At 33.6% G+C, this 14,410-nt stretch carries 11 protein-coding genes; 5 read left to right on the top strand and 6 right to left on the bottom strand.

Annotated features, from left to right (window positions below; translation table 11 throughout):
* Positions 1 to 11: 11 nt before the first annotated feature.
* The 4 genes from AAON49_RS05650 to AAON49_RS05635 are packed head-to-tail and all read right to left on the bottom strand — an operon-like array spanning position 12 to position 4,177.
* Positions 12 to 2,030, bottom strand: a complete 2,019-nt coding sequence (locus AAON49_RS05650) for a M3 family metallopeptidase (protein ID WP_349553252.1) — start codon at positions 2,028 to 2,030, stop codon at positions 12 to 14.
* Between the two features lie 28 nt (positions 2,031 to 2,058).
* Positions 2,059 to 2,538, bottom strand: coding sequence for a 5-(carboxyamino)imidazole ribonucleotide mutase (gene purE / locus AAON49_RS05645; protein ID WP_349553251.1), 480 nt, complete (start codon positions 2,536 to 2,538; stop codon positions 2,059 to 2,061).
* A 2-nt stretch (positions 2,539 to 2,540) separates the two neighbouring features.
* The gene (locus AAON49_RS05640) at positions 2,541 to 3,698 is read right to left on the bottom strand and encodes a 5-(carboxyamino)imidazole ribonucleotide synthase (protein WP_349553250.1); all 1,158 of its coding nucleotides are present in this window, start codon (positions 3,696 to 3,698) and stop codon (positions 2,541 to 2,543) included.
* A 56-nt stretch (positions 3,699 to 3,754) separates the two neighbouring features.
* Positions 3,755 to 4,177 carry a Rieske (2Fe-2S) protein gene (locus tag AAON49_RS05635; RefSeq protein ID WP_349553249.1) on the bottom strand — a complete coding sequence of 141 codons (423 nt, stop codon included), beginning with the start codon at positions 4,175 to 4,177 and terminating at the stop codon, positions 3,755 to 3,757.
* Between the two features lie 148 nt (positions 4,178 to 4,325).
* Between AAON49_RS05635 and greA the strand changes: the two genes are divergently transcribed.
* From greA to AAON49_RS05620, 3 genes are all read left to right on the top strand, one after another.
* The gene (gene greA, locus AAON49_RS05630; protein WP_349553248.1) at positions 4,326 to 4,799 is read left to right on the top strand and encodes a transcription elongation factor GreA; all 474 of its coding nucleotides are present in this window, start codon (positions 4,326 to 4,328) and stop codon (positions 4,797 to 4,799) included.
* 72 nt (positions 4,800 to 4,871) lie between these two features.
* Positions 4,872 to 5,264, top strand: coding sequence for an HIT family protein (locus AAON49_RS05625; RefSeq protein WP_349553247.1), 393 nt, complete (start codon positions 4,872 to 4,874; stop codon positions 5,262 to 5,264).
* Positions 5,265 to 5,429: 165 nt separating this feature from the next.
* Positions 5,430 to 9,164, top strand: a complete 3,735-nt coding sequence (locus tag AAON49_RS05620; protein WP_349553246.1) for a glycosyl hydrolase — start codon at positions 5,430 to 5,432, stop codon at positions 9,162 to 9,164.
* A 7-nt stretch (positions 9,165 to 9,171) separates the two neighbouring features.
* On the opposite strand, the gene AAON49_RS05615 is transcribed toward AAON49_RS05620, so the two are convergent.
* Positions 9,172 to 10,353, bottom strand: a complete 1,182-nt coding sequence (locus AAON49_RS05615) for a sensor histidine kinase (protein ID WP_349553245.1) — start codon at positions 10,351 to 10,353, stop codon at positions 9,172 to 9,174.
* Positions 10,354 to 10,565: 212 nt separating this feature from the next.
* Here AAON49_RS05615 and AAON49_RS05610 point away from each other — a divergent pair, with 212 nt between their 5' ends.
* Positions 10,566 to 11,426, top strand: a complete 861-nt coding sequence (locus tag AAON49_RS05610) for a flavin reductase family protein (protein ID WP_349553244.1) — start codon at positions 10,566 to 10,568, stop codon at positions 11,424 to 11,426.
* 5 nt (positions 11,427 to 11,431) lie between these two features.
* Positions 11,432 to 11,800, top strand: a complete 369-nt coding sequence (locus AAON49_RS05605; protein ID WP_349553243.1) for a DUF3127 domain-containing protein — start codon at positions 11,432 to 11,434, stop codon at positions 11,798 to 11,800.
* A 78-nt stretch (positions 11,801 to 11,878) separates the two neighbouring features.
* Here the strand turns inward: AAON49_RS05605 and AAON49_RS05600 are convergent, their stop codons facing one another.
* Positions 11,879 to 14,389, bottom strand: coding sequence for a zinc-dependent metalloprotease (locus AAON49_RS05600; RefSeq protein ID WP_349553241.1), 2,511 nt, complete (start codon positions 14,387 to 14,389; stop codon positions 11,879 to 11,881).
* Between the last annotated feature and the right edge of the window lie 21 nt (positions 14,390 to 14,410).

The following is a 14,410-nucleotide window of genomic DNA, read 5'->3' as shown; positions in this document are numbered from 1 at the left end:
ACATTTTAAGTTTAAATCAATCCAGCTCTTTTTAGCAAAGCATCAGGTTTTGGTTCTTTTCCTCGAAAACGTTTGTAAAGAGTCATAGGTTTTTCTGTTCCGCCTTTGCTTAATACATGAGTTTTAAATTTTTCGGCAGTTTCTCTATCAAAGATTCCTTTTTCTTGGAATAATTCAAAAGCGTCAGCATCTAAAACTTCGGCCCATTTGTATGAATAGTAACCTGAAGAATATCCGCCTTGAAAAATGTGAGAAAAAGCAGTGCTCATACAATTTTCAGTTACATCAGGATACAATAAAGTTGAAGAAAATGCCTCAGCTTCAAATTCTTTTACAGATTGAGTTTCTTCAGAGGATTCTCTTGCGTGCCACGCCATATCTAATAAACCAAAACTTAATTGTCGTAGTGTTTGCATCCCTTCATGAAAACTAGCCGATTCCTTAATTTTTTCGACATATTCCATAGGAATCATTTCTCCAGTTTTATAATGCTTTGCAAACAATTCTAAAGCCTCTTTCTCATAACACCAATTTTCTAAAACTTGACTAGGAAGCTCTACAAAATCCCAAGAAACCGAAGTCCCTGAAAGGCTGTTATAGGTTGTGTTTGCTAGAATTCCATGTAACGCATGACCAAATTCGTGAAACAAAGTTGTTACTTCATTAAAGGTAAGCAACGAAGGTTGTGAACCTGTAGGTTTAGTAAAATTACAAACGATAGATATATGAGGACGATCATTCAATCCGTTCTGAACTTGCTGAGGTTTATAAGAAGTCATCCAAGCACCATTTCTTTTGCCTTCTCTTGGATGAAAATCAGCATAAAAAACTGCAATAAAATCTCCTTTTGAATTTTTGACATGATATGTTTTTACATCTTGATGATATTTTTCTATATCAAAAACTTCTTCAAAAACAAGATCATATAATTTATGAGCAATGGTAAAAGCGCCATCAATAACATTTTCTAATTGGAAATAAGGCTTTAATAGTTCTTGATCTAAATTAAAAAGCTCTTTTTTCAATTTTTCTGAATAGTAAGCGCCATCCCATTTTTGTAACGAATCTATACTGTCTAGTTTTTTTGCATAATTCTGTAGGTTCTGAAACTCTCTTTGAGCAGCGGGTTTGGCCTTTTCTAAAAGATCATTTAAAAAAGACAATACATTTTCTGGAGTTTCAGCCATCCTTTCTTCTAGAACAAAATGAGCATGTGTTTTATATCCTAATAAGTTTGCTCTTTTATGGCGAAGGCTTACAATGTTTAAAACAATTTGTTCATTATTGTTTTCATTATCTTGAAACCCTTTTTTACCATTTGCAATGGCTAATTCTTTTCTCAGTTCTCGATTATTAGCATAAGTCATAAAAGGAATATAACTTGGATAATCCAATGTAAATACCCAGCCTTCTTTCTCTCTTTGCTTTGCTGTTATTTTTGCTGCTTCTCTTACGCTTTCTGGTAAACCAGATAAATCTTTTTCATCTGTAATATGTAGTTCATAAGCATTATTATCTGCAAGAACATGTTCTCCAAACTGTAATGATAATTTAGCTAATTCGGCATCTATCTCTCGAAGTATTTCTTTATCGGTAGTATTTAAATTCGCACCATTTCTAGCAAAACCTTTGTATTGCTTTTCAAGTAGCATGTTTTGTTCAGGAGTCAACTCTAAAGAATCCTTCAGATCATATACTGACTTAACTCGACTAAACAATTCAGCATTCAAAATCATGTCGTTTTTAAACTCACTCAACCAAGGAGAAATCTCTTTAGCGATTTGCTGAATCTCTTTGGAAGTTTCGGCAGAATTAAGATTGAAAAAAATACTCGTAATTCTATTTAGTTTTTGACCTGTATAATCCAAAGCCTCGGTTGTATTCTCAAATGTTGGAGTCTCGGAATTTTTTACGATAAGATTGATTTCTTCTTTAGTAATTTCAATAGCTTTTTTAAAAGCTGGCTTATAATCGGTAACGTTAATTTTTGTAAATGGAGCGGTATTGAAATCTTCTAATAAAGGATTCATAAGCTGGGCTACAATAAAATTTTAGGAATTATTTTTTTACTCTTTCAGAAGCTTTATTCACTTTCATTTTTAAGCCTTCTTTGTAGGCTACAATTTTGTCTAGGACACATTTGTCTGAAGCACCAATAATTTGTGCGGCTAAGATTCCAGCATTTTTAGCGCCATCTAACGCTACAGTAGCTACAGGAACTCCGCCGGGCATTTGTAGTATAGAAAGTACAGAATCCCAACCATCAATAGAGTTTCTACTTTTTACTGGAACACCAATTACTGGAAGAGGACTCATAGAAGCAACCATTCCGGGAAGATGAGCCGCACCTCCGGCTCCAGCAATAATTACTTTAATTCCCCGAGTATGAGCTTTGGTAGCATAATCGAATAATTTTTCAGGAGTTCTGTGAGCAGAGACAATATCTACTTCGATTGAAATATCAAAACTTTCCAAAATGTCAATTGCTTCTTGCATAATTGGAAGATCTGAATCGCTTCCCATGATAATTCCTACCATAACTATTTGCTTATTACTTTGATTGTTTCTTTAACCTTTTGAGCAGTTTTCCGAGCTCTATTAATATCTTTATCTACAATAGTTACATGTCCCATTTTCCGGAAAGGTTTAGTTGTTTTCTTTCCATAAATATGAGGTGTAACTCCTTCAATGTTTAAAATCTCTTCAATATTTTTATAAACTACATCTCCAGTGTAGCCTTCAGCACCTACCAAATTTACCATAATTCCAGCTACTTTGCTTTCTGTGTTTCCTAAAGGAAGGTTAAGGATACTTCGAAGGTGTTGTTCAAACTGACTAGTATAGCTTGCTTCTATACTATAATGTCCAGAATTATGTGTTCTTGGAGCTGCTTCATTTACTAAAATTTCATCTTCTTGAGTTTGAAACATTTCTACTGCTAACAACCCAATGAAATCAAATGAATCTGCAACTTTTAAAGCAACTTCTCTAGCTTTTTCAGCAACATCATCACTAATTCTAGCTGGACAAATCACATATTCAACTTGATTTGCTTCAGGGTGAAATTCCATTTCAACCACAGGATATGTTTTAATCTCGCCCTTTTTATTTCTAGCAACAATTACAGCCAATTCATTTTTGAAAGGAATCAATTTTTCTGCAATGCATTCTCCAGAAGGAAGTCCTTCCAAATCAGCATAACTTTTAACAATTTTTACGCCATTTCCATCATATCCAAATCGTGCAGATTTCCACACAAAAGGAAAATCAAGTACATCGTTTTCAAGAGAATGCTTCAGTTCTTCTATATAGGCATAATGAGAAAAATCTGAAGTAGGAATGTTATGATCTTTGTAAAAATTCTTTTGACGTGCTTTGTTTTGAATGATTCTTAGGTCTTTAGGTTTTGGGTAAATTTCCAAGCCTTCTGATTCTAACTTATCTAAAGCATCAATATTTACGTTTTCAATTTCAATGGTTAAAAGATCTACCTTTTTTCCAAAATTGTAAACAGTTTCAAAATCTAAGAGGTTTCCATGATGAAATTCGTTACAAATCTGCGCACAAGGAGCTTCAACAGAAGCATCTAAAATTACAGTGTAAATATCTAGTTTTTGAGTTTCAGCGAGTAACATTCGGCCTAATTGACCACCACCAAGTACTCCTAATTTGAAATCTGAAGAAAAATAACTTTTCAACTTGTACTGTTATTGAAATGAGTTACAAAAGTACAAATTCTATTTTCTTAAAAAGATTAAAAATTGGTGATTCTTAGAATACTTCCATTTAAGTTCTCAACAAGATATTCTTTGGCAAAACAAGAAACTCCAGGAGTTAATGGAGACCCGTTAAGAATGTTAAATTCACTATCATCACATTGGCAAAGTATTCTCAAATTCGAATCTACAATCATTTGTGAGCAAGATGAAATATTTTGACCAGGACACAATCTGTCGTATGCTTTGAATTGAACGCCATTAATATTGTAGATTATTAAACCTTGATGTCCTCCAGGAGCATATTCCCAACCTCCAGGAACTTGAAGATTTATAAACGCAGGAAGATTCAAATTGATAGTCTCATTCACGCTTACAAAAGGAAAGCAGTCATTGTCATTGTTGTTGGAAGTACAGCTTAAAAATAAAACTGTGAGGAATAAAAATGCAACTTTCTTCATAAAGATATCTTAAGGGTTTTCTAGTAAAACGAGAGCAATTTACAAATATTTTGTACATTTGTAGTGTAAATCTCATTCTGTAAAAGGGCTATGAGATTTTTTGTTTATATGAGAAGTTACTTAGGTAGCTAAGAAAAAAAGAAAGATTATGGGGAATGTATCATATTATACACCTGAAGGTTTAAAAAAATTAAAAGATGAGTTAGCTCATCTTGAGCAAGTAGAACGTCCAAGAGTTTCTCAAGAAATTGCTGATGCTAGAGATAAAGGAGATTTAAGTGAGAATGCAGAATATCATGCTGCAAAAGAAGAACAATCTTTACTGGAGACCAAAATCGCAAAGTTGAAAAATGTAGTTGCGAACGCAAGAATTATTGATGAATCTCAATTAGATACTTCTAAAATATTAATTCATTCTACTATAAAAATTAAGAATACAGCAAACGGGATGGAGTTTACCTATACTTTGGTCGCTGATTCTGAATCAGATGTAAGAAACGGGAAATTATCAGTCAATTCTCCTATTGGAAAAGGATTGCTAGGAAAAGAAGTTGGTGATGTAGCAGAAATTCAAGTACCCAATGGAATGATGAGTTTTGAAGTTGTAGAAATTTCAAGATAGAATAAATAGAAAAACCATAAAAAACGCTTTTCAATCGAAAAGCGTTTTTTATTTTTATCAAAAATCAAATGTATGGCTACCATCTTTACCAAAATTGTTCAAGGAGAAATCCCTTCCTATAAAGTTGCTGAAGACGAAAATTATTATGCTTTTCTTGATATCAATCCAAATGCCAAAGGACATACCTTAGTAATTCCGAAGCAAGAAGTTAATAAAATCTTTGATTTAGATAAAGAAATCTATAAAGGTTTGATGGACTTCTCATACCGAGTTGCTAAAGCTTTAGAAAAAGCCATTCCTTGCGAACGTATTGGAATGAGTGTAATAGGGTTGGAGGTACCTCATGTACATGTGCATTTGATTCCAATCAACTTTATGGATGATATGCGATTTGTAAAAAAAGAGAAGCTCTCTCAAGAGGAATTTTTAACTGTGGCTAAGCTAATTTCCGCTAATTTTCAATAGTCTTTTCTAGTATGACTATACTTAATTTGTTATACTAATTTTATAACATATAATTCCCAAAAGGTCAACACAACATAGGCTTGTTGGGTTTTTGTATAGGTTCTATTTTCTGTTTTAGGACTGGTTTAAGTTACATTTGTTAGCATCCTCAAAATAGATGTTTCTATGAAACCTGCCTCATCAAGATTTTTACAGTTATTTATAAGCTTTTTTGTAATCATTAATTCACTTCTAGTAACAGCGCAAGTAACTGTTGGTGATGGTAGTTATACGACAACATTTCCAGGAACAGATTCTGCTGGAAGAAATGGTTTTCCATCAGGAACACCACAGATTAGCGGAAATGCATTCGGGAAACCGGTTCCTACAAACGATTGGTGGTCTAAATTAATTAAAGAAGATCACGCAGATAATTTATTTAATTATCCCATGACTTTCAAAACTCAAAATAAAGGCTTGATTGTTACTTATATTCCTTGGGGGCCAATTGGAGATTCTGCTCCAATTGAAGTTGGGGTTTCAGGATTAAACGCTTCAAAGACTGAGGTTTCTGACTATTCTGATTGGACTGTTACAATGAGTTGGAATGATGGATCTCATCATTTACAAGCAACTTCAGGAATAGGAATGCCGTTTGTTTATTATGAAAAAGATACAAATGATGTAGTTGAGATTGTAATAAATTCAGGTACAGTAAGTATCTCTGATGAAATTTTAATTGTAGAAAATGCAGCTAGTGGAGCAGATTTTGTGTTTTATGCCCCAGTTGGTAGTTCATGGTCACAATCTGGTAATACATATACTTCAACACTTAATGGAAACAACTATTGGTCAATGGCAATGCTCCCTTTGAGTACGACCAATGTTACTACAGTTGCACAGGAGTATAAAAAATACGCATACGTATTTCCTGAAAATACGATTACTTCATGGAGTTATGATGATAGTACTTCTATACTATCTACCACTTTTTCTGTAACTACTGATGTAAAAGAAGGAACTGAAACAAATGTTCTCTTAGGATTATTACCACATCAATGGAATAATTTATCAAGTGGATCTTTAACACCTAATGAATATAGTTATGAGACGGTTAGAGGAGAACTAAAAACATTGGACGGGAATAGTTTTTCAGTTGAAAACAAATTCAAAGGAATACTTCCAACATTGCCCAATTTAGGACATTATAGTTCTGATTACGATCCAACGGCATTACATGCTAAAATATCTCAAATAGAGAATGATGCTTTGGCTACATGGACAGATTCGTATAACGAAGGGCAGTCTATGAATAGATTAATCCAAACAGCCAGAATAGCAGATCAAACTGGAGATGTTGAAGCAAGAAATAAAATTATCGCGACCATAAAAGAACGTTTGGAAGACTGGTTAACATATCAATCAGGAGAAGTAGCTTTTCTGTTCTATTACAATAGCGATTGGTCTGCAATGTTAGGATATCCTGCAGGACACGGTCAAGACAATAATATCAATGATCATCACTTTCATTGGGGATACTTTATTCATGCCGCTGCTTTTATGGAACAATTTGAACCTGGATGGTCTAACCAATGGGGAGATATGATTAATTTATTGATACGAGATGCAGCTTCAGAAGATAGAAATGATCCGTTATTTCCTTTTTTAAGAAATTTTAGCCCTTATGCGGGACATAGTTGGGCAAACGGATTTGCAACTTTTCCTCATGGAAATGATCAAGAATCAACTTCAGAAAGTATGCAGTTTGCTTCTTCTTTAATTCATTGGGGAACAATTACTGAAAACACTGCTATTAGAGATTTGGGAATTTATATCTATACCACAGAGCAAACAGCAGTAGAAGAGTATTGGTTTGACATGTATGAAAGAAATTTTCAACCTTCTCACCCTTATAGCTTAGTTTCAAGAGTATGGGGAAATTCGTATGATAATGGCACTTTTTTTACTAGCGATATTGCCGCATCTTATGGTATAGAAATATACCCAATACATGGAGGCTCTTTATATTTAGGACACAACCAATCTTATGCACAATCATTATGGGCAGAAATGGCTGCAAATACAGGTATTTTAAGTAATGAAGAAAATCCTAATTTATGGCATGATACTTATTGGAAATATTTGTCTTTAACAGATGCGCAAGCCGCAATAAATCTATACAATTCTTACCCCAATCGTAATTTAAAATTTGGAATTTCTGATGCACAAACATATCATTGGTTACATTCTATGAATGCAATGGGAACAATAGAGGCATCTATAACAGCAGATTATCCAATTGCTGTTGCATTTACAGATAATGGAGTAACTACTTATGTGGCACATAACTATTCTGACACTCAAATTACGGTAACATTTTCAGATGGCTTTATGCTTACTGTTCCAGCTAATTCAATGGCTACAAATAGAGATATAGGAGTAACAGGGATTTTAGAAGCAAATGCATACCAAGTTGATGAGAATAATAGTATTAATCTTACTTCTAATACAACTGGAAGTGGTATAACAAAAGTTGAGTTTTATAATGGTAGTAATCTTCTAGGAGAAGATACAACAGCACCTTATGAACTTACAACGCCTAATTTAACTTTAGGAATACATGATATGTATGCTAAAGTTTATGTGAATTCAGAATTTAATATAACCAATGTAATTACAGTTTTAGTAGGAGATCAATTGCCTTATACCAATGCCAATCACACAATTCCTGGAACTATAGAAGCAGGTCATTATGATTACTTTGAAGGAGGAAATGGACAGAACATTTCTTACTTTGATTCTTCTGTGGTTAATGAAGGAGATTTTAGAACAGATGAATATGTAGATGCAGTTTCTGATACAACTGAAGGAATAACAGTAGGATGGATTACAGCTGGAGAATGGTTAGAATATACAATAGATGTTCAAACTACAGGTTGTTATGATTTGAATTTTCGTTATGCTTCTGGAAATACAAATGGAGGAGGACCTTTTCATTTTGAAATTGACGGAAACCAAGTGAGTCCAAATATTGTAATGTCACATACAGGAGATTGGAATAATTGGAATAATAAAACAACCACGATTAATTTAACTGCAGGAATTCATGTAATGAGACTTTCCGTTGATAACGGAGAATTTAATCTAGGGCGGATGACATTTTCATATCAAGGTACTGATTGCTCTTCATCTGGGTTAACAGGATTGCCATTTGATTTTGAAAGCGGAATAACTACGGCAGATTTTAATAATTTTGATGGAGGTACTGCCACTGTAGAATCTGTTATGACACCCCAAGATAATGGCAATACAAGTTCTAACTTAGCTAAGATAGTTAGAAATGGAGGTCAGCCTTGGGCAGGATCTTATGTAAACTTAGATAGTTCTTTAGATTTTAGTACAGATAATTATATCAGTTTAAGAGTATGGACTGAAGCACCGATTGGTACATCAATGCAAATTAAGTTGGAAAGACAATCAGGTAGCGGAGCATTTTCATTAGCAACACCTACAACAGTTTCAGGACAATGGGAAACCTTGTATTGGGATTTTTCCTCTCAAGGAGTAACAACTTATGATAAATTAGTATTTATGTTTGATATTGGTAATGTAGGAGATGGGAGCGCAACGTCAACTTTTTATTTTGACGATGTAATTCAAACATCTACTTTAAGTACTAATAACCTCTTAGATGATGACTCAATAACTATCTATCCAAATCCAGTGAGTGACTTACTTTATATAAAGTCGGGTGCAATTCATATAAGCAAATTAGAAATATACTCACTACTTGGACGCAAAGTAATGGAACGCACAACAAATTTAAATGAGGTTAACATTGAAAGTTTATCTGATGGAATGTATCTTGTTAGAATCTATTCAGGAAGTAGTTTTACTACTAAAAAATTGGTAAAAGAGTAAACTGAGCTTAAAATCTATTTAAAAGGATTACAAAAGAGGTTCCTTTTCCAAGTTCAGATTTTTTCACGAAAATTTTTCCTTTGTGATAATCTTCAATAATTCTTTTGGAAAGTGATAGACCTAATCCCCAACCACGTTTTTTGGTGGTAAATCCAGGTTTAAAGATTTGTTTGAATTGAGATTTTGGAATTCCTTTTCCAGTATCTGTTACAAGAATTTTCACCTTTTTAGTAGTTGATTCAATGGATATAGAAACACTTCCTTTTCCTTGCATTGCATCAATGGCATTTTTAATCAAGTTCTCAATAACCCAACCAAATAATTCTTTGTTTAGGTTTACAAATATTTCATCTTCTGATGAAGAAAAACTAAATTGAATTTGTTTAGAACTTCTAGACTCTAAATAATCATAAGCACCCTTTGTTAACAAAACAACATTTTGTTTTGCAAGCTCAGGTAAAGAGCCAATCTTAGAGAAACGATTGGCAATTGTATTTAATCTGTGAACATCATTCTCTATCTCATCAACATATTTGTCGTTTACATTCTCTGTTTTTAGAATTGCTATCCAGCCCAATAATGAAGATAAAGGGGTTCCTATTTGATGAGCAGTTTCCTTAGCCATACCGGTCCACAATTTATTTTGCTCTGCAATCTTATTGGATGTAAACATCATGTAAATTACGGCAAGAAATAAGGTAAGAATAAGAATAAGTGCTAGAGGATAGTAGGTAAGTTTCCCTAAAAGATCAGAATTTCTGTAATATATTTTTTGAACTTTATTATCAAGAAGTTTTATTTCTATAGGTTCGTTCTGACTCTTCATTATTTTGAGTTGTTTCTCTAAATATTTAATGTCAAGTGCTTTTACAGAATCAAGATTTTGATAACTCTGAGGGTCTACATTTCCATTTCTGTCTAGAAGAATCTGATCATTCTCATCAACTAAAATTAGAGGGATGTTTTTATTGTTTTCTATAATAGCTAATGGTAAAGTAGTGCTGGCATTTAAATCTGTATTGGTTACCAATTCCTTTTGAGCATTAGCTAAAATCTCCATTTTAAGTCTTTCTTCAAACTTAAATAACTTAAAGAAACTATAAGTATTCCATAAAACCATAGACACTATGATAATAGAAATCAAAATGGCAATTCGTTTTAAAAAAAAGGTGTTTTGGAAAAAACTCATCGGAACAAAAGTAAATGAATTTTTTTATCCGAAAATTTAAATAAGCTAGGATAAAAAAATGTTATTAACTAACAACGTGGTTCTTGAAGTAAAACTAAATTTTGTTGTTTTTATTACACAAAATTTAATTTTCACAGAAAAAATATAATGGATTCAATTCTATAACTGATTTGTAAAATTGATAGTATCTTTACTCATCAAATTTTTTTCACATGCCTTCAATTGATCCAAAGGAAATATCTACCGGAAAATTACATGGATATTTATTAGGAGCAGTAGCGCCAAGACCTATTGCTTTTGCCAGTACTATTGATGAAGATGGAAATCCTAATCTATCACCATTTAGCTTTTTTAATGTGTTTGGTTCTAACCCTCCCATGATGATTTTTTCTCCTGCTAGGAGAGTACGAGATAATACAACAAAACATACCTTGCAAAATGCCGAAGCAATCAAAGAAGTGGTTGTGAATGTGGTAAGTTATGATATTGTTCATCAGATGTCGCTAAGTAGCACAGAATATCCTGATGGAGTAAATGAATTTATAAAAGCCGGATTTACCATGTTACCTTCAGATAAGGTGAAGCCTTTTCGTGTTGCTGAATCTCCTGTACAATTCGAATGCAAAGTGAAAGATATTATTTATACTGGAAACGAAGGAGGTGCTGGAAATCTAATTATGTGTGAGGTAGTTAAAATTCACATTCAAGATGATGTGTTAGATGCTAATGGAAACATAGATCAATACAAGATAGATTTAGTAGCCAGAGCCGGAGGAAGCTATTACTCAAGAGCCAGGGATGGTTTTTTTGAAATTCCAAAACCTATATCAACTTTAGGAATTGGAGTAGATCAAATACCAGAATCGATAAGAAATAGCAATGTTTTAACAGGAAATAATTTAGGAATGCTAGGAAATGTAGAATCCTTACCTTCAGATGATGATGTTGATAACTTTGCAAAAGATCACCCTAACTTTGTAGGTTTAGAAGAGGCAAAAAAACATACATTTGCCCAAGAATATTTAGAAAATAACGATGTTGAAAGTGCTTGGAAAGTACTTTTATTAAAATAGAAATTATGGAAGTAATAGGAAAGATTAAACTGATTGGAGAAACACAAACTTTTGGATCCAACGGTTTTAGAAAAAGAGAATTAGTGGTAACAACAGATGAGCAATACCCTCAAATGTTGATGATTGAATTTATTCAGGATAAAGTGGATTTGTTGAATAACTATTCTGTAGGACAAGATGTAAAAGTATCTATTAACTTAAGAGGTAGAGAATGGATCAATCCTCAAGGAGAAGCTAAGTATTTTAATTCTATTCAAGGATGGAGAATTGAGAATTTAGCACAAGCTGCTCCTGCTCAAGATTTACCACCAGTAGATCAGTTTCAAGCTGCTCCAGATTTAAGCAGTGATGAACCAGATGATTTACCATTCTAAGAAAAGAATATAAAAAAGAAAAGCCTCGCATCCCGAAATTGTCGGGAGCGAGGCTTTTTTATTGGTTTACTATTAGAATTACTTTGGATCCAATGCTTTGTCAATTCTAGCAATTGCATCTTGTAAATGATATCTAGTAGTTGTATTAGGAGCTTTAGAGATGTTTGCTCTAATATCACGCTTTAATCTGTTTAATTCTCCTCTTACCATAGCTCTAATATCAGATTGATTGATGTTTACAGTACTTTGTTTAAAGTAACCTGCATTTGCACCTCTCTGATTTTGAGCTCTGTTTAATAAGAAATCTAAACGACTAATGTGAGCCCTTTGTAAGTTTCTTCTATAAGTATCAATTCTTCTACCGTTGTATAATTCTGTCCAAACTCCTTGACGTAAGTCATAGAACATAGTTACTACAGTATAAGCTTTGTTTCCGTTTAAGGTTTCGTTTTCAATCATACGAGCCATTCTTCCAGCATTTAAAATGTTGTTTAAAGCTCTTGCTTGTAAACCACCAATTCTTTCAACAGCTCCAGAAAATTGAGTTTTGTCAAAAATGTTTTTGTCAATCATCCATTTTGGAGTAGCAAATAATTCTTTATTGATGAATTTAAGTGCGTTTCTTTGGTGAGTTTTATTTACATGAGTATAAACAGCACCATCTTGATCGGCAGTTTTGTAGTACTCGTAAACACCACCAACATTAGCAGCTACATGGCCCATATAACGGTTAAATTGACTAAGAACTTGTCCGTACATAGTACCTAATTCATCATAAGTTTCTCCTTTTTTGGTTGTCCATCTTTCTAAGTTAGGCATGATGCGCTTTAAGTTTTTAATACCATAAGCACTCGCTTTAATAGCATCATCTCCTAAATCTTCAGTTTGCGAACTAGGGTCAACTACACCACCAGCTTGTTGGTGTCCAAAACGATACATAGGGTCTCCAGCCTTAGCTAAAATCCATTGATCTAAAGTTGCTTTTTCTTCCTTAGCAGACTTGTCTAAAATTGGACGATATCCCCAAGAAATAGCATATTTATCATATGGTCCGATATTTGGCATCAGTGCTACACCTTTGTCTTCTGGTTGCGCTACGTAGTTAAAACGAGCATAGTCCATAATAGAAGGAGCAGTTCCGTACTTTTGCGTAAAGCTCTTAGAGCGTAAAGAATCTACAGGATAAGCAACACTTGATCCCATATTGTGTGGTAATCCTAAAGTATGACCTACCTCGTGAGAAGATACAAAACGAATTAAACGTCCCATTACCTCGTCTTTAAATTCAGTTCCTTGAGCATCAGGATTGATTGCTGCAGTTTGTACAAAGAACCAGTTACGTAATAAAGTCATTACATTGTGATACCAGTTGATATCTGATTCTAAGATTTCTCCAGAACGAGGATCACTTACGTGAGGTCCATTTGCATTTGGAATAGGAGAAGCTAAATAACGAACTACAGAATAACGTACGTCTTCTGGAGACCAATCTGGATCTTCTTCTTTGCTTGGAGGATCTTTTGCAATAATCGCATTTTTGAAACCTGCAGCTTCAAAAGCAACTTGCCAATCTTCAATACCTTGCTTGATGTATTTTCTCCAAACTTTTGGAGTTGCTCTATCTATATAGTATACAATAGGTTTCTTAGGCTCTACTAATTCACCTCTTTTGAACTTTTCAATATCTTCATCTTTAACTTCTAATCTCCAACGGTCTAAGTAAGTTACAGTTTTACTCTTTTGAGCTTCTAAACCATAATCTACTTGTCCTCTTGCAAACCATCCAACTCTTTCATCAAAATAACGACGTTTCATTGGAACCTCTGGTAACAAGATCATTGAGTTACTCATTTCTACAGTAATAGACCCAACACTTGTATTTGATGGAGGTCTACTAGACGCATATGTTTTTACATGTCTTAATTCGATATTTTGAGGGTAGCTACTTACTCTTTCTACATAAGAACGAGTCTTATCCATTCTAGTAACTCTGTATTGAGTTCTTCTAAACTGAGGAAGTCCCATTGCTTTAATATCTGAAGTTAAAAGAGTACTTGCATCAATTACAACTCCAGTTGTATCTTTATTATATGCTTTGATTGGGAAAGAATGTAAAATAGGCTCTAGATTAGAGTTTACAACAGCCTCATGAACTGGTAATATTGTATCAGCAACTACTGTATGAGAAACAACTCTTAAAAGAATTTGTTTCCCTTTACGTTCCCAACGCAATACTTGTGTGTTGGTTTTTCCTCCACCAAATCCAATTCCGCTAGCTGTTTTGGCAATTCTAGTTACCATAAGCATTTCTCTTCCTAATAAAGAGTTTGGAATTTCAAAAAGATACTTTTGATCTTTTGAGTGAACTTTGAACAAACCATCATCGGTTTTCATGTCCTTGGTTACTACCTTTCCATAAGGTTGAATACCTCCTTTTTTAGGAGCAGGTTTTTTAGGTTTTGGCTTCGCAACTTGTTCCGTTTTACCTTTTTTGTTTTTCTTTCTGTTCTTGCGTTGTGCTTCCACATCCAATGCAAGCCCAAAAACAAATAAAACAACAAGTATTCTTGAAATTGTTTTACGTATCATAATAAACTATTTGTTTGTGAT

Origin of the sequence: Pseudotenacibaculum sp. MALMAid0570, assembly GCF_040151415.1 — a bacterium.
GTDB lineage: Bacteria > Bacteroidota > Bacteroidia > Flavobacteriales > Flavobacteriaceae > Polaribacter.
This window is presented reverse-complemented; position numbering and strand designations above follow the sequence as displayed.

Bases quoted from the DNA above. Each gene is read 5' to 3' on its own strand.
- AAON49_RS05650 (WP_349553252.1), bottom strand. From the start codon at position 2,030: ATGAATCCTTTATTAGAAGATTTCAATACCGCTCCATTTACAAAAATT.
- purE (WP_349553251.1), bottom strand. From the start codon at position 2,538: ATGGTAGGAATTATCATGGGAAGCGATTCAGATCTTCCAATTATGCAA.
- AAON49_RS05635 (WP_349553249.1), bottom strand. From the start codon at position 4,177: ATGAAGAAAGTTGCATTTTTATTCCTCACAGTTTTATTTTTAAGCTGT.
- greA (WP_349553248.1), top strand. From the start codon at position 4,326: ATGGGGAATGTATCATATTATACACCTGAAGGTTTAAAAAAATTAAAA.
- AAON49_RS05625 (WP_349553247.1), top strand. From the start codon at position 4,872: ATGGCTACCATCTTTACCAAAATTGTTCAAGGAGAAATCCCTTCCTAT.
- AAON49_RS05620 (WP_349553246.1), top strand. From the start codon at position 5,430: ATGAAACCTGCCTCATCAAGATTTTTACAGTTATTTATAAGCTTTTTT.
- AAON49_RS05615 (WP_349553245.1), bottom strand. From the start codon at position 10,353: ATGAGTTTTTTCCAAAACACCTTTTTTTTAAAACGAATTGCCATTTTG.
- AAON49_RS05610 (WP_349553244.1), top strand. From the start codon at position 10,566: ATGCCTTCAATTGATCCAAAGGAAATATCTACCGGAAAATTACATGGA.
- AAON49_RS05605 (WP_349553243.1), top strand. From the start codon at position 11,432: ATGGAAGTAATAGGAAAGATTAAACTGATTGGAGAAACACAAACTTTT.
- AAON49_RS05600 (WP_349553241.1), bottom strand. From the start codon at position 14,389: ATGATACGTAAAACAATTTCAAGAATACTTGTTGTTTTATTTGTTTTT.